General features: G+C 70.2%; 17 protein-coding genes. 9 read left to right on the top strand and 8 right to left on the bottom strand.

What is annotated here, in order from left to right:
• Positions 1 to 104: 104 nt before the first annotated feature.
• Positions 105 to 1,466, bottom strand: a complete 1,362-nt coding sequence (gene glnA, locus AB0F03_RS01605; RefSeq protein WP_121791281.1) for a type I glutamate--ammonia ligase — start codon at positions 1,464 to 1,466, stop codon at positions 105 to 107.
• Between the two features lie 373 nt (positions 1,467 to 1,839).
• Between glnA and AB0F03_RS01610 the strand changes: the two genes are divergently transcribed.
• A complete protein-coding gene (locus tag AB0F03_RS01610) occupies positions 1,840 to 3,024 on the top strand; it encodes a globin domain-containing protein (protein WP_361985227.1) in 1,185 nt (394 codons plus the stop codon).
• Positions 3,025 to 3,063: 39 nt separating this feature from the next.
• Here the strand turns inward: AB0F03_RS01610 and AB0F03_RS01615 are convergent, their stop codons facing one another.
• Positions 3,064 to 3,507 carry an Rrf2 family transcriptional regulator gene (locus AB0F03_RS01615; protein WP_361985230.1) on the bottom strand — a complete coding sequence of 148 codons (444 nt, stop codon included), beginning with the start codon at positions 3,505 to 3,507 and terminating at the stop codon, positions 3,064 to 3,066.
• Between the two features lie 138 nt (positions 3,508 to 3,645).
• Here AB0F03_RS01615 and AB0F03_RS01620 point away from each other — a divergent pair, with 138 nt between their 5' ends.
• The 3 genes from AB0F03_RS01620 (at position 3,646) to AB0F03_RS01630 (ending at position 7,106) form a co-directional block, all read left to right on the top strand.
• Positions 3,646 to 4,323, top strand: coding sequence for a DUF3105 domain-containing protein (locus AB0F03_RS01620; protein WP_361985233.1), 678 nt, complete (start codon positions 3,646 to 3,648; stop codon positions 4,321 to 4,323).
• Positions 4,320 to 4,952, top strand: a complete 633-nt coding sequence (locus AB0F03_RS01625) for a DUF305 domain-containing protein (RefSeq protein ID WP_361985236.1) — start codon at positions 4,320 to 4,322, stop codon at positions 4,950 to 4,952. The genes AB0F03_RS01620 and AB0F03_RS01625 overlap by 4 nt, the downstream gene beginning before the upstream one ends.
• Before the next feature lie 210 nt (positions 4,953 to 5,162).
• A complete protein-coding gene (locus AB0F03_RS01630) occupies positions 5,163 to 7,106 on the top strand; it encodes a S53 family peptidase (protein WP_361985239.1) in 1,944 nt (647 codons plus the stop codon).
• A gap of 65 nt (positions 7,107 to 7,171) precedes the next feature.
• Here the strand turns inward: AB0F03_RS01630 and AB0F03_RS01635 are convergent, their stop codons facing one another.
• Both AB0F03_RS01635 and AB0F03_RS01640 read right to left on the bottom strand, forming a co-directional pair.
• Positions 7,172 to 7,375 (bottom strand): DUF397 domain-containing protein, encoded by a 204-nt coding sequence (locus AB0F03_RS01635; RefSeq protein WP_361985242.1) that lies wholly within the window; start codon positions 7,373 to 7,375, stop codon positions 7,172 to 7,174.
• Positions 7,347 to 8,210: a helix-turn-helix transcriptional regulator gene (locus AB0F03_RS01640; protein ID WP_361985244.1), complete on the bottom strand. Its 864-nt coding sequence runs from the start codon at positions 8,208 to 8,210 to the stop codon at positions 7,347 to 7,349. Before AB0F03_RS01640 ends, AB0F03_RS01635 begins: the two co-directional genes overlap by 29 nt.
• Before the next feature lie 116 nt (positions 8,211 to 8,326).
• On the opposite strand from AB0F03_RS01640, the gene AB0F03_RS01645 reads away from it, so the two are divergent.
• The 5 genes from AB0F03_RS01645 to AB0F03_RS01665 all read left to right on the top strand — a co-directional run bounded on the left by AB0F03_RS01645 (position 8,327) and on the right by AB0F03_RS01665 (position 17,015).
• Positions 8,327 to 8,548 (top strand): hypothetical protein, encoded by a 222-nt coding sequence (locus AB0F03_RS01645; protein ID WP_361985246.1) that lies wholly within the window; start codon positions 8,327 to 8,329, stop codon positions 8,546 to 8,548.
• A complete protein-coding gene (locus tag AB0F03_RS01650) occupies positions 8,548 to 8,847 on the top strand; it encodes an ATP-binding protein (RefSeq protein WP_361985249.1) in 300 nt (99 codons plus the stop codon). The genes AB0F03_RS01645 and AB0F03_RS01650 overlap by 1 nt, the downstream gene beginning before the upstream one ends.
• A 988-nt stretch (positions 8,848 to 9,835) precedes the next feature.
• Positions 9,836 to 14,752, top strand: coding sequence for an RICIN domain-containing protein (locus tag AB0F03_RS01655; RefSeq protein WP_361985252.1), 4,917 nt, complete (start codon positions 9,836 to 9,838; stop codon positions 14,750 to 14,752).
• The gene (locus AB0F03_RS01660; protein WP_361985255.1) at positions 14,745 to 15,134 is read left to right on the top strand and encodes a hypothetical protein; all 390 of its coding nucleotides are present in this window, start codon (positions 14,745 to 14,747) and stop codon (positions 15,132 to 15,134) included. The genes AB0F03_RS01655 and AB0F03_RS01660 overlap by 8 nt, the downstream gene beginning before the upstream one ends.
• A gap of 666 nt (positions 15,135 to 15,800) precedes the next feature.
• Positions 15,801 to 17,015, top strand: a complete 1,215-nt coding sequence (locus AB0F03_RS01665; RefSeq protein ID WP_361985258.1) for a cytochrome P450 — start codon at positions 15,801 to 15,803, stop codon at positions 17,013 to 17,015.
• Positions 17,016 to 17,036: 21 nt separating this feature from the next.
• On the opposite strand, the gene AB0F03_RS01670 is transcribed toward AB0F03_RS01665, so the two are convergent.
• The 4 genes from AB0F03_RS01670 to AB0F03_RS01685 form a co-directional block, all read right to left on the bottom strand.
• Positions 17,037 to 17,438 carry a hypothetical protein gene (locus AB0F03_RS01670; protein WP_361985260.1) on the bottom strand — a complete coding sequence of 134 codons (402 nt, stop codon included), beginning with the start codon at positions 17,436 to 17,438 and terminating at the stop codon, positions 17,037 to 17,039.
• Between the two features lie 79 nt (positions 17,439 to 17,517).
• A complete protein-coding gene (locus AB0F03_RS01675; protein WP_361985262.1) occupies positions 17,518 to 18,732 on the bottom strand; it encodes an MFS transporter in 1,215 nt (404 codons plus the stop codon).
• A 142-nt stretch (positions 18,733 to 18,874) separates the two neighbouring features.
• Positions 18,875 to 19,912 carry an endonuclease/exonuclease/phosphatase family protein gene (locus AB0F03_RS01680; RefSeq protein ID WP_361985265.1) on the bottom strand — a complete coding sequence of 346 codons (1,038 nt, stop codon included), beginning with the start codon at positions 19,910 to 19,912 and terminating at the stop codon, positions 18,875 to 18,877.
• Positions 19,913 to 20,094: 182 nt separating this feature from the next.
• Positions 20,095 to 20,730, bottom strand: coding sequence for a TetR/AcrR family transcriptional regulator (locus AB0F03_RS01685; RefSeq protein ID WP_361985268.1), 636 nt, complete (start codon positions 20,728 to 20,730; stop codon positions 20,095 to 20,097).
• Positions 20,731 to 20,805 lie beyond the last annotated feature (75 nt).

Genomic DNA, 20,805 nt, shown 5'->3' on the forward strand with positions numbered 1-20,805 from the left:
ACGGCCCAGAGACGGCCCAGGGGCAGTGAGACGCCATGGGGCCGACGGTCCGCGACCGTCGGCCCCATCCGGCCGATCAGGGGGAAAACAGCCCTGACCTGGGCTTACAGCACCGGCAGGTTCTTGCGCAGCTCGAACGCGGTGACCTCGCTGCGGTACTCCTCCCACTCCGACTTCTTGTTGCGCAGGAAGAAGTCGAAGACGTGTTCGCCGAGGGTCTCGGCGACCAGGTCGCTGCTCTCCATGAGGGTCAAGGCCTCGCCGAGGTTCTGCGGGAGGGGTTCGATGCCCATGGCGCGGCGCTCGGCGTTGGAGAGGGCCCAGACGTCGTCCTCGGCGCCCGGCGGGAGTTCGTAGCCCTCCTCGATGCCCTTCAGGCCGGCGGCCAGGAGCACCGCGTAGGCCAGGTAGGGGTTGGAGCCGGAGTCGATGGAGCGGACCTCCACGCGGGCGGAGCCGGTCTTGCCGGGCTTGTACATGGGGACGCGGACGAGGGCGCTGCGGTTGTTGTGGCCCCAGCAGATGTACGAGGGGGCCTCGCCGCCGGCGCCGGCGGTGCGCTCGGAGCCGCCCCAGATGCGCTTGTAGGAGTTCACCCACTGGTTGGTGACCGCGGAGATCTCCGCCGCGTGCCGGAGCAGGCCGGCGATGAAGGAGCGGCCGACCTTGGAGAGCTGGTACTCCGCGCCGGACTCGTAGAAGGCGTTGCGGTCGCCCTCGAAGAGGGAGAGGTGCGTGTGCATGCCCGAGCCGGGGTGCTCGGAGAACGGCTTGGGCATGAAGGTCGCCTGGACCCCCTGCTCCAGCGCCACCTGCTTCATGACCAGGCGGAACGTCATGATGTTGTCGGCCGTGGAGAGGGCGTCGGCGTAGCGCAGGTCGATCTCCTGCTGGCCCGGGGCGCCCTCGTGGTGGGAGAACTCCACGGAGATGCCCATCGACTCCAGCATGGTGATCGCCTGGCGGCGGAAGTCCATGCCGACGTTGGTGGGCGTGTGGTCGAAGTAGCCGGAGTTGTCGGCGGGGGTGGGGCGGGAGCCGTCGAGGGGGCGGTCCTTCAGCAGGAAGAACTCGATCTCCGGGTGGGTGTAGAAGGTGAAGCCCAGGTCGGAGGTGCGGGCGAGGGCGCGCTTGAGGACGTAGCGCGGGTCGGCGAAGGACGGGGAGCCGTCCGGCATGAGGATGTCGCAGAACATGCGGGCCGTGCCGGGGGTCTCCGCGCGCCAGGGCAGGACCTGGAAGGTGGACGGGTCCGGCTTGGCGATCATGTCGGACTCGTAGACCCGGGCGAAGCCCTCGATGGCGGAGCCGTCGAAGCCGATGCCCTCGTCGAAGGCCTGTTCCAGCTCGGCGGGGGCCACGGCGACGGACTTGAGGAAGCCCAGCACGTCCGTGAACCACAGGCGTACGAACCGGATGTCGCGCTCCTCCAACGTCCGGAGCACGAACTCCTGCTGCTTGTCCATCTTCCGCTTCCCCATCCTTGCTGGTCAGGCCGCCTGTCTCCCGCATCACGGGAGGCGGTCGGGCACCTGAGCATCCCACCACAACACCATTTCGTGCGCGTTGCGGACCTTGATCGCCCGAGCGTCCTGGATCTGAACGCCTCTCTTACGGCCGGTGTACCGCTCTGCTGCCCATCTTGCCTGCTCGGGCCGCCATCCGTAATGGCCGGTCCGCTCCGCCCCGACGGCCGGCCCGCACCGCCCCGACAGCCGGTCCGCTCGGCCCCGATGGCCGGTCCGGTTCCCCGGTGAGCGACACCACGTCCGTTTAATTTGCATCTCATATGCAAGTTTTCATAGCGTGCCGGTCAGCCGAGTCCTCCGAGGAGTCCCGATGCTGACCGAGCAGTCCGCAGCCACCGTCCGCGCCACCCTGCCCGCCGTCGGCGCGGCCATCGGCGAGATCACCGAGCGCTTCTACAGCCGTCTGTTCGCCGCCCACCCCGAACTGCTGCGGGACCTGTTCAACCGCGGCAACCAGGCTTCCGGCGCCCAGAAGCAGGCCCTCGCCGGTTCGATCGCCGCGTTCGCCACCCACCTGCTGGACCACCCGGACCGGCGGCCCGACGCGATGCTGGCCCGGATCGCGCACAAGCACGCCTCCCTCGGGGTGAGCGCCGAGCAGTACGAGGTCGTCCACGAGCACCTCTTCGCCGCCATCGCCGAGGTCCTCGGTGACGCCGTCACGCCCCAGGTGGCCGCCGCCTGGGACGAGGTGTACTGGCTGATGGCGCACGCCCTCGTCGCTGTCGAGAAGCGGCTGTACGAGGAGAGCGCCGGCCGGGGCTTCAGGGAGTTCGAGGTGGTGGAGCGGGTGACGGAGACCGCGGACGTCGTCACCTTCCGGCTGCGGCCGGCCGACGGCGGCCCGGTGGCCGGTTTCCGCGCCGGGCAGTACGTCTCCGTCCGCGTCACCCTGGACGACGGGGCCCGGCAGATACGGCAGTACAGCCTGTCCGGCGCGCCGGGCGAGACGGTGCGGCAGATCAGCGTCAAGCGGGTGGACGGCGGTACCGCCCCCGACGGCGAGGTCTCGAACCACCTGCACGCGCGCGTGCGCCCCGGTGACCTGCTGGAGCTGTCCGAGCCGTACGGCGACCTCGTCCTGGCCGGCGGACCGGACACGCCCCTGCTGCTCGCGTCGGCGGGCATCGGCGTGACCCCGATGGCCGCGATGCTGGCGCACCTCGCCGCCTCGGGCCACCGCGGCCCGGTCACCGTCGTGCACGGCGACCGCTCCCCCGCCGACCACGCCCTGCGCGCCGACCAGACGGCGTACGCCGGCAAGCTGCCGGAGTCGGCCGTGCACCTCTTCTACGAGCGGGACGCCGAGCCGGGCACCCGGACCGGTCTGGTCGACCTGGCCGGCATCGCCGTGCCGCCCGGCACGCACGCGTACCTGTGCGGCCCGCTGCCCTTCCTGCGCGCGGTCCGCGCCCAGCTGATCGCGCGGGGCGTGGCTCCGGCGGACGTGCACTACGAGGTGTTCGGTCCCGACCTGTGGCTCGCCCAGGACTGAGCGGCGGCACCGGCGGCGCCGGGGCCGGCCGCGGAGTGTTCAGGCCGGTCCCGGTCCCCGGGTCAGGCCCAGCAGCAGCGGCCCGGTCGGCTCGGCGACGATCTCGGCGACCGTGACGGAGTCCAGCGTGGCGTAGAAAGCCTCCTGGGCGCGGCGCAGGGCACCGCGCAGGCGGCAGCCGTCGCGCAGCGGGCAGGGGGCCGCGCCCTCGCACTCGACCACGTCGCCGTCCCCCTCGAAGGCGCGCACCACCGCGCCGACCGACGCCGTCCGCCCCCGTTCGGACAGGGCCAGGCCGCCGCCCCTGCCGCGGCGGGCGTCGACGAGACCCAGGTGCCGGAGTTCGGCGACGACCTTCGCGGCGTGCGTGTAGGGCACGTCCATGTCCGCGGCGACCTGGCGCGTGGTGGGCGTGGCTCCGGCGGCTACGGCGAGTCGCATCAGGACACGCAGAGCCAGGTCGGTGGAGCGCAGCAGCCGCATACCGCGAGGGTAGGTAACGCGCATCCGTGCTCCAAATCAGCCGGTTCCCGCGCCCTCCCTACGGAAGTACGGCCCCCGCGCATTACGATCAGCGGGCCCCACCGTCCACGTCCCCCCTTCCGCAGAAGGACACGCCTCATGGGTTCCGGCAAGAACAGCAGCACCGCGGCGCGCAAGGCGCGCATAGAGGAGATGCGGCGCGCGGAGCGTGTCCGCGACCGCCGTAACCGGGTGCTCACCATCGCCGCGAGTGTGGTGGTCGTCGCCGGTCTCGTCGTCGGCGGTGTGGTCCTCGTGCACAAGCAGTCCGGCGACAAGGACACGGCCGCGAGCGGCGACGCCAAGGGTGCCGGGGACTCCGGGCACTTCACCACCGGCAAGGACGGGGTGCGGACCTGGTCGGGCAAGCTGTCGCGGACGCACGTGACGACCAAGGTGTCGTACCCGATGCATCCGCCGGTCGGCGGCAACCACAACCCGGTCTGGCTGAACTGCAACGGTGACGTGTACACCAAGCCCGTGCAGGACGAGAACGCCGTGCACGCGCTGGAGCACGGCGCGGTCTGGGTGACGTACACGGGCAAGGCGCCGAAGGCGGACGTCGACGCGCTGGCGGCGAAGGTGAAGAAGACGCCGTACTCGCTGATGAGCCCGTACGAGAACCAGGCCGCCCCGCTGATCCTGTCGGCCTGGGGCCACCAGGTGGCGGTGAAGAGCGCGAGCGACCCCGAGGTGGACAAGTTCTTCTCCACCTACGTGCAGGGCCGCCAGACGCCCGAGCCGGGTGCCTCGTGCACCGGCGGGGCCATGAAGTGAGGCGCCGGCACGTCGGCTGGACCGCGGGGGCCGCGGCGGCGGTGCTCGTCGCGGCCGGTGCGATCACGTACGCGGTGGCCGAGGACACGGGCGGGACGGGCACGCGGACGCCGGGCGCGGAGTCGGCGGACGCCGGGTTCGCCCGGGACATGGCCGTCCACCACCAGCAGGCCGTCGAGATGTCGTACATCGTGCGGGACCGCACGAAGAACGCGGAGGTCCGGCGCCTCGCGTACGACATCGCGCAGACCCAGGCCAACCAGCGCGGCATGCTGCTGGGCTGGCTGGACCTGTGGGAGCTGCCGAAGGTGTCGGCGCAGCCGCCGATGACCTGGATGGGCATGGGGGACATGCCCGCCGGCAAGGACGGCGCGCTGATGCCGGGCATGGCGACCAACTCCGACCTGAAGAAGCTCGGCACGCTGAGCGGGAAGCAGGCCGAGGTCTTCTACCTCCAGCTGATGACGGACCATCACAAGGGCGGCGTCCACATGGCCGAGGGGTGTGTCGCCAAGTGCACCGTCGGCGTGGAGAAGCGGCTCGCCAAGGGCATGGTGGAGGCCCAGCGGTCGGAGATCCAGCTGATGGCCGACATGCTCAAGGAGCGGGGCGCGCAAGCCCCTTCGTAACACCACCGTCAGGACGAACGACTCAAAACGCCCTGGATGACGGCTCCTTGGGCTTCTCTTGACTTTTACGTTCCCCTGACATGAACGGTTCATCGCAAGAGTGACCCCCATCGTGTGATCCCTTCGCCGGCCGACACCGCCGCGGGCCGGCGCGCGGAACCGCGACGTACCGACCACTACATGCATGCGAAACGCATCGCAGGGGGTTCTATGAGATCCAACCGTGCCACCGTGCGCGCCGGTGTGAGCATGGCAGCGACACTGCCCATGATCGCCGGCGCGCTGGCGCTCGGCATGCCCGCGGCCCACGCCGCGGACTCCCCGGCCCGCGACACCCTCAAGGGCTCCAAGCCCGCGTGGGCCACGGCCAAGGCGGACAAGGGCGCGACGTCCGACCGCGCCCAGGTCAAGGCCCGGGTCTACCTGGCCGGCCGGGACGCGGCGGGCCTCGCCGCCTACGCCAAGGCGGTGTCCGACCCCGGCTCACCGCTGTACGGCAAGTACCTCGGCGCCAAGAAGGCACAGGCCCGCTTCGGGGCCACCAAGGCCCAGGTGGCCGCGGTCACGTCCTGGCTGCGGTCGGCCGGCCTGACCGTCACCGGGGTCACCCCGCACTACGTCGCCGTCTCCGGTGACGTGGCCGCCGCCGAGAAGGCGTTCGGCACCCAGCTGCACAACTTCGCCAAGGGTGCGAAGACGTACCGCGCCCCCGCGCGGACCGCGTCGGTGCCGGCCGGCCTGAAGGGCGCCGTCCTGACCGTCACCGGCCTGGACAACGCCCCGCACAAGGCGACGCACGACGACGAACTGCCGCCCCCGGACGCCGTGTACCGGAACTCGGGGCCGTTCTCCTCGTACTACGGCTCGAACATCGCCAGCACGCTGCCGGACGCCTACGGCCACAAGATCCCGTACGCGGTCAAGGGCTACACCGGCGAGCAGCTGCGCGCGGCGTACGGCGCCGGCACGTACACCGGCAAGCACGTCCGCGTCGCCATCACGGACGCGTACGCCTCGCCGACCATCGCCTTCGACGCGGGCAGCTACGCGAAGAAGCACGGTGACGCGGCCTGGACGACCGGGCAGCTGCACCAGGTGCTGCCGAAGAACTACACCAAGACCGAGGAGTGCGGCGCGGCCGGCTGGTACGGCGAGGAGACCCTCGACGTCGAGGCCGTGCACGCGGTCGCGCCGGCCGCGGACGTCACGTACGTGGGCGCCGCGTCCTGCTACGACGAGGACCTGCTGGACTCCCTCAACAAGGTCGTCGACAACCACCTGGCCGACATCGTCTCCAACTCCTGGGGCGACATAGAGGCCAACCAGACGCCGGACCTGGCCGCCGCCTACGACCAGGTCTTCCAGCTGGGCGCGGTGCAGGGCATCGGCTTCTACTTCTCCTCCGGTGACGACGGCGACCAGGTCGCCAACAGCGGTACGAAGCAGGTCGACACCCCCGCCAACTCGGCGTGGGTGACCGCGGTCGGCGGTACCTCGCTGGCCGTCGGCAAGGGCGACGCCTACCAGTGGGAGACCGGCTGGGGCACCGAGAAGGCCACGCTTTCTGCCGACGGCAAGAGCTGGGCCAACTTCCCCGGCGCCTTCACCTCGGGCGCGGGCGGCGGCACCAGCAAGACGGTCGCCGAGCCGTACTACCAGAAGGGCGTCGTCCCGGACTCGCTCGCCAAGGCCAACAACGCCACCGGCAACCGCGTCGTCCCGGACATCGCGGCCATCGCCGACCCGAACACCGGCTTCCTGGTCGGCCAGACCCAGACCTTCCCGGACGGATCGCAGCAGTACAGCGAGTACCGCATCGGCGGCACCTCGCTGGCCGCTCCGGTCATCGCGGCGGTCCAGGCCCTGGCCCAGGAGGCACGCGGCGGCAAGGCGATCGGCTTCGCCAACCCGACGATCTACGCCAAGTACGGCAAGAAGGGCGTCTTCCACGACGTCACGGACAACCCGACCGGCTCCGGCCTGGCGGTCGTCCGCGTCGACTTCGCCAACGGCTTCGACGCGTCCGGCGGCCTGCTGTACTCGGCCCGCAGCCTCGGCAAGGACAGCTCGCTGTCCGCGGTCAAGGGCTACGACGACGTGACGGGCGTGGGCTCGCCCGCGAACGGCTACGTGAAGTCGTACGTCAAGCACTGACGCTCCGCTGAGCTGAGCGAGGGGCGTGGGGTCCGGGTGGACCCCACGCCCCTTCGCGTTGCCCGCTACTCCGACTTGAGGGAGGCGATGAAGGGGGCCCAGGCGGTGGCGGGGAGGAGCAGGGCGGGGCCGTCGGGGGACTTGGAGTCCCGGACGGGGACGAGACCGGGGAGGTTGTCGGCGACTTCGACGCAGTCCCCGCCACCCGCGTTGCTGTACCTGCTCTTGAACCAGAGCGCGTCACTCAAGTCGATCCGGCTGCTTGCCATTTCGGTAATCCTCTGCCGCTGATTTGATCTTGGCCAGGGACGCCTTAGGCGATAGCGCGACGGCCCTGAGCTGATCGTACGACCAGCGGTACTGCGCTACGAGTGCCGGATCTTCGATGGTGTCACCGCTGTGCAGCGCCTCCGTGTAGAACAGCGGCGGGGCGTCGATGAAGGTCATGATCTTCGCCGGGCCGGTCATGAGCGGGTGCGCACCGACACTCCGCAGGATGAGCTGCGGAGTGATCCGGCGACGCTCTGCCAACCTCACGATCTGGCCGAGCTGTTCCGCCATCTCAGGCGGCGGCAGGATGGGGTCCGTGATCAGCGATTCGTGCAAGATCGCCCAGTACTCTGGAGTTCGGTGGTCCAGCTCGAAGAGGACAGCACGCGTCATACGACCGCTGACCTTCTCCTCCACCTCCTCCTCGAGGGACAGCGGGAATCCCGCCGTGATGACGGCTCGCGCGTAGGCCGCAGTTTGAAGCAACCCCGGGATCAGGATCGGGCACCACTCCTCGATGGTCCGGGCGTGCTTCTCCGCCTCCAGGACCCTCTCGAAGTACGCGGCATGCCCGCCCCTCCGTGCCTTCCTTACATCCTCGCAGCGCCGCTCGAAGAACCCGTCGGTTCCCAGCACCCGGTCCGCGTGCCGGGCCAGTTCGACCGGCATCCTCCGTTCCCCGTGCTCGATGTCGCTGAGGTACGTCTTGCCGTAGAAGCTGCCTTCGAGGAACGCCTCCAGCGACAGCCCCGCCGCCTCCCTCTTCCACCGCAACTCCTTGCCGTAGAAGGTCGGGACGCTGACCGAGCCGTCGATGTCCTTGCCGCGAGCCACCACTCGCCCTCCTCCGCTGCCCTGGTCGCGAACGCGAAACCCCTTTCACGGTAGCGACCCGGGCGACACTCTGTGAGGTGTTCGTCACACACCGCACAGAAGGTCAACACACCCCCATGCGCGACCGCTCCCCCACCGCCTACGACGTCACCCTGTGCGTCGAGGAACTCCGTACCGCCCTCGCCCTGCACGGCATCACGCTGCCCTCCCTCCGCGTCGACCTGCCGGCCTTCGCCGGTACGTACGCGCCGCCCGCCGGGCTGGTCGCGCTCGGCGGCTGCAACACGGCCACGGCACGTGCGCTCGCCGCCGCGCTGCGGAAGACGGCGGCCGGCTGATGACACCGCTGGAACTGCGTCTGCTCGCCACGCCGAAGGCGGCGCCGGAGCTGCGCCGCCACCTGCGTGAACACGGCTTCGGGGTCCGGCTCTGTGCCACGGAGCTGCTGACGAACGTGATCGACCACCTGGGCGAGGGCACCCCGGTGACCGTGCGGGTCACGGGTGCCGCCCACAGCCACACCCGGGTCGAGGTCACCGATCCGGGTGCACACGCAATGCCCGCGATTCTGTCCGCCACCGGCATGGCGGAGTCCGGCCGCGGCCTGGCCCTGGTCGCCCAACTCGCCACGCGTTGAGGGGTGGTTCAGGAAGCGGACCGCAAGATGGTCTGGTGCGAGGTACCCGAACCGGAACAGCGGGCTGTCACGCGGACCGGGGAAAGCCGTCCACGCACCCATTGAGCGGAAGAGGCGTTGACGTGCAGCAGGCCACGGCGACGGCCGACCCGCCGGACGCGAGGCCGTCGGGCTCGCACCACCAGTCTGGCCCGCCGAAGATTCACGCCATACGCTTCCACATGAATGTGAACGCCTGTACGACTCCTTCTCCGTGTTTCTACAGTGATATCGCGCGCCGACGGGGCCTGATCACTCCGTATGCGCATGTCCGTCAGCGACCGGGGGCACTGTCGCCTACGGGGAAACGTGCATGGTCATGCCATCAGCCCAGCCGTCCGGACGCATCGATCCACCACCCACCGGCACACCCAACCGAGCCTGTTGAGGGCGACCGCAGTCCACCGCTCTCCGTCCTCCGGCTCCTCGGCGGCCCGTCCAACTGCGACCCGTTGTGGAATCACACCCGGCCTGTCGACGGCCGTGTGCGCGCGTACACGCTGCTGCGGAGCCAGCATGCGTGACGCCAGCCACGCGGCCGCCCGCTTGACTATGGGTATCGAAGACCAGCCATGGAATCCATGACTCTGCTGTGGACCGGTGAGTGACTGGCGGTTCCCGGCCAAGGCGCCCAGTCCGGCGCAGAAATCGCTGTACTGACACGTGTGTTCTGCATACAGTTGTCGCGCGCCTGACGGGTACCTGACCAGCCCGCTTCTTCTCGCGCACATCACTCGGCGGCCGGGATACGTCGTCGTTCTGGGGGAGGGGCTGTATCGCTATGCCGTCACATCGACCATCGGTACGCCTTCACTCGAGGCACGTCCCGAACTCCTGATGCCCTGACAGGTCGGCTGCGCTTCGGAGTCTGTCGCCACCCATAGCCCGGCCCTGCGATTCCCTCAAGAAGGAAAGAGACGCTCCGTTGCGCTCAAGACCCTGGTTCCGCATGCCCGGAACACGAAAATCGTCGTGGTTGACCTCCGCCGTCACCTCGGCGGCCACGCTGGCGGTGCTGGCCGGTCTCGCCGTCCAGCCAGGTTCGGTACGGCTCGATGCCGAAGGCGTGAGTGATTCGGACCCGTGGTTCGAAGACACGGCTGCCGAGCAGTTGCGCCAGGACGAGTGCCTGATGGGCGAGGTTCTGCGGCTGGGCGGGCCGTCGATGGCCGCGACAGCGCAGGACGGTCTGAACCAGCCTGCCGACAAGTTGCATGTCCTGGCCAATCGAGAGTTCTGGGAGAAGACTCCGCTGGCGGGCGCGTTCACGAAGGACCGGGATGCGGCGCACCAGGAGATGGACGCGCTCCATGACCAGCTGAGCACGTGGCAGAAGCCCCTGGACGGCCTGGAGACGCCGGTGGGTTTTTCCGACACCGGCTTCCACTGGCCACCCGGTACGTCGAACGACGGCAAGCAGACCTTCTACGACCAGACGGGTCTGACATCCTGGGTTGCGGACCGGTTCTGGAAGGACGAATCGGACTTCTACAAGGACTCCACACCGAAGGCTGACGACAAGACCGTCAAGGCCGTCGATGACATCGGCGGCCCGCTGTACGGAAAGGACCCGGACCCGGCGGGGACCACGTCGGAGGAGTGGAACCGGGCGCTGGACGAACACAACGCCTTCAGATGGATGCACGACCCCATCACCCCGGCCGGTGCGGACGACGCGCGTATCTTCCTGTCGTCGGGCGGTTTCCCGCGCACGGCCCCGCAGCCGGGCACGCCGGAGTACCGCGTCGCGGTGGAGGACATCAAGACGCGTTTCGCCTCGTGTGCGTGGCGTGACCCGCTCGACCCGGACCGGGTGCTGGACGGCATCACGTCCACCGCCGCCGGTGAGTGGCAGCAGGAGATCTCTTCGCAGGCCACGCAGCGCAACCAGGTCATGGAGGCGAACAAGTCAGCGGTCGGTGCCCTGGCCAAGGGGGCGAAGGCCCTCTCCGACATGCTGGGGCAGTCCTGGGTGGCCGACCATCTCACCAGTTGGCAGGACTACTGGTCCCCGGGTGGCCTCGGTTACATCGGTGACGCACCGCTCGTCATCCAGGTGCCGGGTGCTGCCGGCAAGTGCCTCGACATCCAGGGCGCCGGCACGACCAATGGCACTCCGGTGCAGATCTACACCTGCAACAGCGGAGCCGCCCAGAAGTGGGAGCTGTACGGCTACTACGACGGCGGCTACTCCCTGCGCAACAGCAACTCGGGCAAGTGCCTGGAGGTGCTGAACGGCAACAGCGCCGAGGGCACGAAGATCCAGATCCGGCAATGCAGCGACGCCAAGGCCCAGCAGTGGAAGTTCGACGTCCGCTCGGCGGGCGAACTGCGCAATGCGGCCACCGGCAAGTGCGTGCACCTGCCGTCGTTCGACAACAGCAAGGACGCGGTGCTGTCGACGTGCAACGGCTCCGCCGCGCAGACGTTCCGGATCGTGCCCCAGGGGCACACGGGTGACGGCAAGCTCGGCTACCCGGACAAGGCGCAGTTCGCCAAGGCCAAGGCCAACCTCGCCGCTGCCCAGACCGCCGCGAAGAACCAACTGGTCGCGCTCAAGGCGCAGCTCGCTGCCGGGCAGAAGGCCGCGACCGCGTCGGACACCGCCCTTCAGGCCGCCTACGGCATCGCCGACGCGAACGGCGCGCCGCGGGGTCGTGGTCTGCTGGTCGGTCAGCAGAAGGACCAGGTCACCAAGGGCGCGGCTGCCGCGCTCGTGGCCCTGGAGAAGGCCGGTGAGACGGCTGAGGCCGCCACCCGCGCCGCCGCCGGGGACAGCGCCACCATCGCTCAGCGCGCGTTGGCGCAGGCCGCGCAGTCCAAGGCGGAGTTCCGCAAGAAGGCCGCGGAGACGGCCGAGTTGCAGGCCAAGGCCGCCGCGGACGCCGCGAAGATCCACCGGGACAACGCCAAGAAGGACAAGGAGACCGCACAGGCCAAGCTCGCCGAGACGGTGAAGGCCGAGGGCGACGCCAAGGCGGCCGCCGCCGACGCGCACGCCAAGCGGCTGGCCGCCGAGGCCGAGGAGAAGACGGCCAAGGCGGAGAAGGAGAAGGCGGCGGCCAAGCGGGCCGAAGCCGCGGAGCACAAGAAGAACGCCGAGTCCGAGGCGACGAGGGCGAAGGACGCCAAGGACAAGGCCGAGGCCGCCGAGAAGACGGCCGACGACCGCCGCGACGACGCGGTCAAGGCCAAGGACCACGCCAAGGCCATGCGCGACGACGCCTGGGACGCCGAGCAGAAGGCGGCGGCCTCGCGTGCCAAGGCCGACGCCAAGGAGGCCTACGCCGACTCCCTCGACGCCGGCGACGCGGCCGACGGCGCACGCGCCGCGGCGAACCAGGCGGACAAGGCGGCCGACGACGCCGAAACCGCGGCGGGCCGCGCCCGTTCCGAGGCCGACGCCGCGACCAAGGCGGCGGCCGACGCCGACGCCGCGGCCACCCGCGCCGAGGCTGCCGCCAAGCGGGCCCGCTCCGACGCGGACGCCGCCCAGGCCGACAAGGAGAAGGCCGACGCGGCGGTGAAGACCGCGACCAGCGCGGCGGCCGATGCCATCAACGCGGCGAAGGATGCCGCGACCGAGGCAAAGACGGCGGTGAAACTCGCCGACGAGGCCGAACAGCACGCCAAGGACGCCAAGACACAGGCCGACGCCGCCAACACGGAGGCCGGCAAGGCGGTTGCCGCCGCGGCCAAGGCCGCCGGGTTCGCCCACGTCACCGCGCAAGCGGCCGTGGACGCCGGGGAAGCGGCCAAGAAGGTCGCCGCCCCCGCCAACGACGCCGTCCAGCTGGGTTCGCCCTACGTCGACACCGACTCCGCCGCCGGCCTGGTCGTGCTGACCGGACAGGCGTCGAAGTCGATCGCCGACCAGCAGCAGGCCGTCGCCGACGTGCACGCCAAGAACGCCGCCGCCGAGGCCGACGCCGCGAAGAACCTCGCCGACCAGGCCAAGGGCGACGCCAAGGAGGCGTACACCCACGCGGCGAACGCGGCCAAGTACGCGGCCGACGCCCGCACCTACTCCAAGGACGCCCTCGGCTACGCCGCCGACGCCGCCAAGGCAGCGGCAGCCGCGCAGGCCTCACTGGCCCGCTCCATCGACTACGACCAGCAGGCCACCGACGACGCGGCAGCAGCCGACAAGGCGGCCGGCAACGCCGAGGGCTACGCCAAGGACGCCCGCGACTCGGCCGACGCCGCCGAACTCGACGCCGAAGCCGCCCGCTCCGCCGCCTCCCAGGCCGAACAGGACGCCAAGGACGCCCGCACGGCAGCCGACCGCGCCGACGCCGCGGCCACCGAAGCCGAACAGGCCGCCAAGGACGCCGACAAGTACGCCAAGGAGGCCCAGGAGGCGGCCGACAAGGCGGAAAGGGCGGAGGCCGACAAGGGACGCTCCGATGGGGCCGGTACAGGCATTCCCGGTGTCTTCGCCGTTCCGGACGAGTCCACTGTCAAGATCGTCAGCTCGAAGCAGATCGGTACGTGCCCGCCGATGCCAGAGGCGGCCTTCCAAGGCTGCAACGCGATGTACGACCTGGTAGTCACCTACGAAGCCGACTTCTACCTGTGCACGGATGGCCAGGCCCAGGCCACGACCGACGGGTGCCCGAAGGCGGCATGGCAGTTCCTCCAGCGGGCGACGCTGAAGAACATTAAGATCGACGGCTGGACGCACAAGTTCTCCGGGAAGGACATCGTCCGCGCCGGATGGCAGAGCCTATTCGGTGATGTGGCCGGATCAGTCCTGTTCTCCTTCTTCGCCGAAGACTTGATGGACTGCTGGCACGGCAGCAAGACCGCCTGCGCCTGGAGCTTCGCCACCTACGTGCCGGTCGAGGGCCTGCTGGAACCGATTGCGCGTGCCGTCAAGGCCCTCGACGCAGCTGCCGCGACCGGCATCGGCTTCACCGACGCGTGGAAAGCCCTTCGCTCGCTCCACCTGTCCGACGAGGCCATCGCCGGGATCGGTGCTAAGGCGATCGAGGCTCTCGGTAAGGCGCGGAAATGGTGCGCTGGCAACAGCTTCCCCGGCAACACGCGAGTGCTGATGGCCGACGGCACGACCAAAGAGATCAAGGACATCAGGATCGGTGATGCGGTTGTCGCCACTGATCCTGAAAGTGGGCGTACCGAGACCCACACCGTCTCCGACACCAACTACACACCGGACGACACCGACTTCGCCGACATCACGATCGACGTCGGGCATGCGCGGATCACCGCCACGCAGCACCACCCCTTCTGGTCGCCCAGCGCCCACCGCTGGATCGACGGGGGCGACCTCCGGCCCGGGCAGACGCTGCGTACCAACAGTGGTGCGACCGTCACCGTGCTCCGCGTCCACCGCTTCCACCGGCTTCGCTCGGCCTACAACCTCACTGTCGACAGCCTCCACACTTATTACGTGTTGGCCGGGACGACACCGGTTCTGGTGCACAATACAAATGGGTGCCCGACCGGAACCATGGTGCTCGGAATCGGCGAGCACTCGGAAGCGCTGGCCAAGGAAATACAGGGGGGTTACACCTTCAACGGCGACGCGTTCCGAGAAGTGGTCGGCAGGTCCAACGGGAAGCCGATCGCCCTGTGGATGGCCGAGGTGTCGAACGTCCTGCGCAACAACGGGAAGGTCGCAGTCAGCCTTAAGGGATTCGATGGCGATACACCGGCTGAGCAATTCGCGCTCGCTTACAAGGCCTGGCGCTCGGGCGACTGGGCGGCCACCCAGTGGGAAATGGGCCAGATCGGCCTTCAGATACAGCTGGAGAACTTCGAGTGGCGCAATATCACATTCTACAGCAAAGAGGGCAAAATAGTGAATATTACCGAACCGAACTGGGATGCACTGAATGGGTGAGGTGACGCCGCAGTTCGGCGGTTCCGAGATGTTCCGGTCGGACAGGTACTTCAAAGTCTGGCAATATGCTGTCGGTCATCGCAGGCTGCTCCTCCGCAGTAGCCGGGACAGGCCGCCGGAGACCCGGATCGACATCCACTTCGCGAATGTCGATCTCATGCTTCTACGTCCCGGTTACGACGGTTTGGTAATCCGCCAGGGAGACGACAAGGAATGCGCGAAGGTCGGCCTCGACCACGGGGTGGAAGTGAAGCCCGGGCGTCTTTTCGTGTTGGGTGGTGGCCTGAAGAGCTTCATCGTCTCGGCGTCTCCACAGTGGCACGAAGACGAGGGAGCGATGGACGATCCCTCATGGTTCGGCCCAATGCGGGGAACGCGCTGAGACTGGTCGGGAGGCCGCTTCGCGAGGGGCCTCACGATGCTGTCCAACCGCTTCCCGGACCCCGACAGGCCACCCCGGTCATCAAAGACCGGAAGTTCAGCACGGACGGTCGCGGCCCGCGTCAGCCGGACGGGCACGGGAGCATGGTGCACGTGAAGGGACTCCGGTCCTGATCCACCCGCTGGTCAGGCCCCGCCGCAGCCGGTTGTCCCGGTCGCGGCGGGGTCCGCTGCGTGCTCCGCTCCCGATCAGTCGCCGGACCCGCCGGCCCGGATACCGCGATCGGTGTCTTGGAGGCAGTCAGCGATCACCTGGCTCACGTCAGTGCCGGAAGAGGTACGCCACCGACCTCGTCCATCCGCGCGCTCGCCGACCGGTGGGGCGTGGACCGGGGGCCGGAGTGCAAGACGGCCTGGTGCGAGGTGCCCGAACCGGAACAGCTTGCCTGAAGCTCCTGTTCTGCGAGGCGCGCCGAACTGTCGCATATTGGCAGGTGATGACCTTTTCCAGGGACGGGGTGGCACCCTGTGGCGCCGCCGCCGCGACAGACCGGCTCCGAGAGGCAGCCGGCCGTGTCGGCGTTTTCTCGTATCGCGTCCGGGGTCCACGGCCGTCCCCCTCGCACCCTCGCAAGTGATGCGCCCCGCGGCGCACCAAGGAGGCTGTATGTCGTTCCATGACCCGGCAGTGCTCGACTGCCCCTTCGACTTCGCCGACGCGCTGGAGTTCGACCCCTCGCTGGCCTCGCTGGCGGAGCGCGGCCCGGTCAGCCGGATCCGGTTGCCCTACGGTGAGGCCGAGGCGTGGCTGGTGACCAGCTTCGCCGGAGTGCGCCAGGTGACGTGCGATCCGAGGTTCAGCCGGGCGGCGATCATCGGGCGGGACTATCCGCGGATGACGCCGGAGCCGATCGTGTCACCGGAATCGATCAACGTGACGGACCCGCCGTACGTCACCCGGTTGCGGCAGGCGGCGGCTCAGGCGTTCACCCGGGAGCGAGTGGCGGCCATGCGGCCGGCTGTGGACGGGGTCGTCGCCAAGCTGCTGTCGGCGGTGGCCGAGGCGGGGCCGCCCGCGGACCTGGTGACGTCCCTGTCGGTCCCCCTGCCCCACCTGACGATCTGCGAGCTGCTGGCCGTACCGGAGGCCGACCGCGAGCGGCTGCGCACGTACACGATGCGGCTGCTGGCGACCTCTCCGGCCGCCCGGAAGGACGCGGCCGACGCCAAGGCGGCCCTGCGGGAGTACTTCGCCGGGCTGATCCCGGCCCGGCGGAGCACGCCGGGCGAGGACCTGCTCAGCGCGATGGCCACCGCCGAGGTGCCGCCGGGCGAGGAGCCACTGACGGACGACGAGTTGGCGGTCATGGCCGTGACGCTCATCCTCAGCGGCAACGACACCGCGACCTGCCAGATCAGCAACATCGTCTACCTGCTGCTGACCCGGTCCGAGGAGCGTGCCGCGCTGGTGTGCGACTCCGACCGGTTTCCCGGCGCGCTGGAGGAGCTGCTGCGGTTCATCCCGTTCCGCAAGGGCGTGGGCATCCCGCGGATCGCGCTGGAGGACGCCGAGGTCGAGGGAACCACCATCGAGGCCGGCGACTACGTGCACGTGTCCTACCTGGCGGCCAACCGCGATCCGGCCGTCTTCCCCGATCCGCACAGGCTGGACCTCGACCGGCCGGTGCACCCGCACATGACGTTCGGGTGGGGCGGGCACCACTGCCTCGCCGCGCCGCTCGCGCGGGCGGAGCTGGAGAGCGCGGTCACCGGCCTGCTGACCCGCTTCCCCCACCTGCGTCTCGCCGCCCCGCCCGAGGAGATCGAGTGGGACACCGGCACCATCCGCCGCTTCCCGGTGCGGCTGCCCGTCACCTGGTGACCCCCTGAGCGGGCTCGCGGTTCAGACCGCGGGCCCGGGCCGGCGGTCGAGGAGCAGGAAGACCAGGACGCCGGCGGCGAGCAGCAGCGCGCCGCCGGCCAGGAAGGGCACCGGGGCGTACTCGTCGGTGCAGGTCTGCGCGACGGCCGTCGTGCGGCACACGGTGCCGGGGCCGCCCCGGTTCAGATAGGCCAGGAGGAACAGGGGCAGGGCCAGCCCCGCGAGGCCTCCGGCGGCGGCGCTCCGGTGCCCCCTGCGGAGCAGGAACACGGCGGCCGCCACGGCCAGGGCGATCAGGACCACGCCGACCGACAGCAGGGCGGCCACGCCCAGGGCGAGGCAGGCGCCCACCGCCAGCCAGGCCAGGAACCAGCCCCACCGCGCCCCCGGCCGGTTCTCGGCCGGGACAGTCGTCCGTTGCACCGTGCCTCCCGTGGAGGTGAGCCCGCGCGTGCCCCCGGGACGGTGTCCGGGGCCCGTCCAGGGTAGCGCCAGAGATGGGTCAGTGGTGCAACGCCCCGGATTCCTCGGGCACATGGGAGGTGACCACGCGGCCCGCCGACGGAGTCGCCCGGCGCCGGTCCACCATGTGGGCCGCGCCCGCGACACCCAGGCCCAGGACGGCCAGGGCGGCGCCCGCCGGCGCCGGGGAGGTCACGCCGAAGCCGGCCGCGAGGGCCAGGCCGCCGATCCAGGCGCCGCCGGCGTTGGCCAGGTTGAAGGCGGCCTGGTTGGCCGAGGAGGCGAGGGAGGGGGCCGCCGAGGCCTTCTCCATGACCATCAGCTGGAGCGGGGAGCCGGTGACGAACGCCGCCGCGCCGAGCAGGGTCACGGCGAGGGCGGCGCTCCACTCCGCGCGCATCAGCAGCGGGAACAGCCCGAGCACCACGGCCAGGGAGGCCAGGCCGGCGAAGAGGGTGCCCCGCAGGGAGTGGTCGGCGAGCCGGCCGCCGAGGAGGTTGCCGGCGGTGGCGCCGACGCCGAAGAGCGCGAGGAGCAGGGTGACGTTCGTCTCGGCGAAGCCGGCGGTGTCCGTGAGCATCGGGGTGACGTAGCTGTAGGCGGCGAAGAGCGCGCCGAACCCGGCCACCGTGGTGCCGAGGGCCAGCCAGACCGGCAGGGACTTCAGCGCCGCCAGCTCGCCGCGCAGGCCGGTCCCGGAGGCCTGGGTGCGGTCGTGCGGGATCAGCAGGGCGAGCGCGGCTATCGCGACCAGGCCGATCGCGCTGACGCCGAGGAACGTGGCCCGCCAGCCGAGGTGCTGGCCCATGAGGGTGGCGGCGGGCACACCCGCGACGTTGGCGACGGTCAGGCCGAGGAACATCAGGGACACCGAGCGGGCCTTGCGCTCCGGCGGGACCATGGCCGTGGCGACGACCGCGCCGACGCCGAAGAAGGCGCCGTGCGGCAGTCCGCTGAGGAAGCGGGCGGCGAGCAGGGAGCCGTTGCCGGGGGCGAACGCGGAGAGCGCGTTGCCCACGACGAACAGGGCCATCAGGGCGATCAGGACCGTGCGCCGGGACATCCGGGCCGTCACGGCGGCCAGCAGCGGGGCGCCGATGACGACACCCAGCGCGTACGCCGAGACCAGGTGCCCGGCGCTGGGGATCGAGATGTGCAGGTCGTCCGCGACATCGGGCAGCAGGCCCATCATCACGAACTCGGTCGTACCGATGCCGAAGGCGCCCACGGCGAGGGCGAGCAGGGCCAGGGGCATGAAGGGCCTTTCAGAGAGGTGGTGCCGTACAGATCCGCGGGTATGTTCCCGTACGGAACAAAGCCTCTCCGGCCCAGTATTCCAGCAGATGACGCCCTGGTTGCCGATGTGAGTGCCGTCACCGGCCGAGCTGTGGGACGGCTCACATCCTCACGCGGGCCGCCACCGGCAGATGGTCACTGTTCGTGCGGGGCAGCGTCCAGGAACTCTGCGGGCGCACGCCCTTGACCATGATCTGGTCGATCCGCGCCATCGGGAACGACGCCGGCCAGCTGAACCCGAAGCCGCTGCCGGCCGCGCCCTGCGTGGAGCGCAGCTGCGAGGTGACGGCGTTGAGCGAACGGTCGTTCATCGTGCCGTTCAGGTCGCCGAGCAGCACGACGCGCTTGAGCGGCTCGTCGGCGATGGCCTCGCCGAGCGCGTCGGCGCTCTTGTCGCGCTGCCGGGCGGTGAACCCGGCCTTCAACTTCACCCGCACCGAGGGCAGGTGGGCGACGTAGACCGCGACCGGGCCCTTCGGAGTGGTGACCGTGGCGCGCATCGCCCGCGTCCAGCCGAGCTTGATGTCGACGGGCTCGACGCCGGCCATCGGGTACCGGCTCCACAGGCCGACCGTACCGGCCACCGCGTGGTACTTGTACGTCGCCGCCAGCGCCTTCTCGTAGACGGGGACGGCGGAGCCGGGCAGCTCCTCCAGGGCCAGGACGTCCGCGCCCGAGGCGGCCACGTCGCGGGCGGTCGCGGCCGGATCGGGGTTGTCGGCGTTGACGTTGTGGGTGGCCACCATCAGGTCGCCGCCGCCGCCCGACCGGTCGGTGAGCAGCCCGCCGAACAGGTTCAGCCACACGACCGCCGGGAGGAGCACGGCGACCAGCGCGGTCGCCGACCGGCGCAGCACGCCGAGGACCAGCAGCACCGGGACGGCCAGGCCCAGCCAGGGCAGGAAAGTCTCGGTGAGACTGCCGAGGTTGCCCACCCGGTTCGGGATGCGGGAGTGCACCAGCATCACCAGGCCGAGAAGCAGGGCCAGCGCGGCCAGCACGAGGCCACGGCGCCAGACGCGTGGATCACCTCTCCAGCCGGCGGTCAGCCGGTGCGCGAGGCGCCGAAGCCGGGATCCCGGTCGCTCGGGCCCCGAGCCGCCGTTGTCCGTCTCCGTCATGTACGCCTGCTGCGCCATACCGTCTGCCTCACTGCCTGCCGTGCACACCGTTCGTCCCCCGTCCGCTTCCGACCCTAGGGGATGATCGGCTCCGTTCCCGCCGTCGCGTGACGGCCTTACGGAAGAGGAGGACGACCGGGGCGGGACGAGGAGTTCCGGTTAGTGCCCGTCCAGGCGGGGTCTGTGACGAAACGCGCACATCAGCGTGACGAGGTTGTGGAGCTGACGGGCCGTAGGCCGGCCAGGACCGTGTCGACGATCTGCTCCGCCAGCCCCTCGGGCAGGTCCCCGTCCGGGCGCATGACGGCGCGGACGAGCATGGGGCCGACGAACATGTCGTTGGCCAGTTCCAGGTCGACGTCCGCGCGCAGTTCGCCGTTCTCCCGCCCCCGGCGCAGCACGTCCAGGCCGAGGACGCGGCGGGGCTCTATGACGCTGGCGTGGTAGGCGGCCCAGATCCGGGGGCTGCTCTTCATCTGCGCGTACACGTTGTGCAGGATCGCCGAGGAGCGGCTGGCCAGACCGCGCCGGCGCAGCGACTCCAGCAGCACGACGAGGTCGTCGCGCAGGGAGGTGCCGGGGAGTTCGGGGTCGGGGGGTTCGGCGGCGCGTACGACGTCGACGAACAGTTCCTCCTTGCCGCTCCAGCGGCGGTAGATGGTGGCCTTGCCGACCCCGGCCGTGCGCGCGACGCGCTCGATGGACAGCTCGGCGAGGGGGACGCCCTCCTCCAGGAGCTTCATCACGCCTTCCAGGATGGCGTGTTCCACCGCTTCGCTGCGCGGCCGGCCCCGTGCGGGTCCCTCCGGCCGGGGCCGGCTGTCGGCAAGGCTCACGTCGTACCGTCCTCTCACTGGCTGCGGGAATTGTCCCGCAGCGGGCTCCTTCCCCCGTGAAAGTCGCGCCGGACC

The organism is Streptomyces sp. NPDC028722 (assembly GCF_040637655.1).
Lineage (GTDB): Bacteria > Actinomycetota > Actinomycetes > Streptomycetales > Streptomycetaceae > Streptomyces.

Excerpts from the sequence above, each read along its gene's own strand:
- glnA (WP_121791281.1), bottom strand. The coding sequence starts at position 1,466 with ATGGACAAGCAGCAGGAGTTCGTGCTCCGGACGTTGGAGGAGCGCGAC.
- AB0F03_RS01610 (WP_361985227.1), top strand. The coding sequence starts at position 1,840 with ATGCTGACCGAGCAGTCCGCAGCCACCGTCCGCGCCACCCTGCCCGCC.
- AB0F03_RS01615 (WP_361985230.1), bottom strand. The coding sequence starts at position 3,507 with ATGCGGCTGCTGCGCTCCACCGACCTGGCTCTGCGTGTCCTGATGCGA.
- AB0F03_RS01620 (WP_361985233.1), top strand. The coding sequence starts at position 3,646 with ATGGGTTCCGGCAAGAACAGCAGCACCGCGGCGCGCAAGGCGCGCATA.
- AB0F03_RS01630 (WP_361985239.1), top strand. The coding sequence starts at position 5,163 with ATGAGATCCAACCGTGCCACCGTGCGCGCCGGTGTGAGCATGGCAGCG.
- AB0F03_RS01635 (WP_361985242.1), bottom strand. The coding sequence starts at position 7,375 with ATGGCAAGCAGCCGGATCGACTTGAGTGACGCGCTCTGGTTCAAGAGC.
- AB0F03_RS01645 (WP_361985246.1), top strand. The coding sequence starts at position 8,327 with ATGCGCGACCGCTCCCCCACCGCCTACGACGTCACCCTGTGCGTCGAG.
- AB0F03_RS01650 (WP_361985249.1), top strand. The coding sequence starts at position 8,548 with ATGACACCGCTGGAACTGCGTCTGCTCGCCACGCCGAAGGCGGCGCCG.
- AB0F03_RS01655 (WP_361985252.1), top strand. The coding sequence starts at position 9,836 with ATGCCCGGAACACGAAAATCGTCGTGGTTGACCTCCGCCGTCACCTCG.
- AB0F03_RS01660 (WP_361985255.1), top strand. The coding sequence starts at position 14,745 with ATGGGTGAGGTGACGCCGCAGTTCGGCGGTTCCGAGATGTTCCGGTCG.
- AB0F03_RS01665 (WP_361985258.1), top strand. The coding sequence starts at position 15,801 with ATGTCGTTCCATGACCCGGCAGTGCTCGACTGCCCCTTCGACTTCGCC.
- AB0F03_RS01675 (WP_361985262.1), bottom strand. The coding sequence starts at position 18,732 with ATGCCCCTGGCCCTGCTCGCCCTCGCCGTGGGCGCCTTCGGCATCGGT.
- AB0F03_RS01680 (WP_361985265.1), bottom strand. The coding sequence starts at position 19,912 with ATGGCGCAGCAGGCGTACATGACGGAGACGGACAACGGCGGCTCGGGG.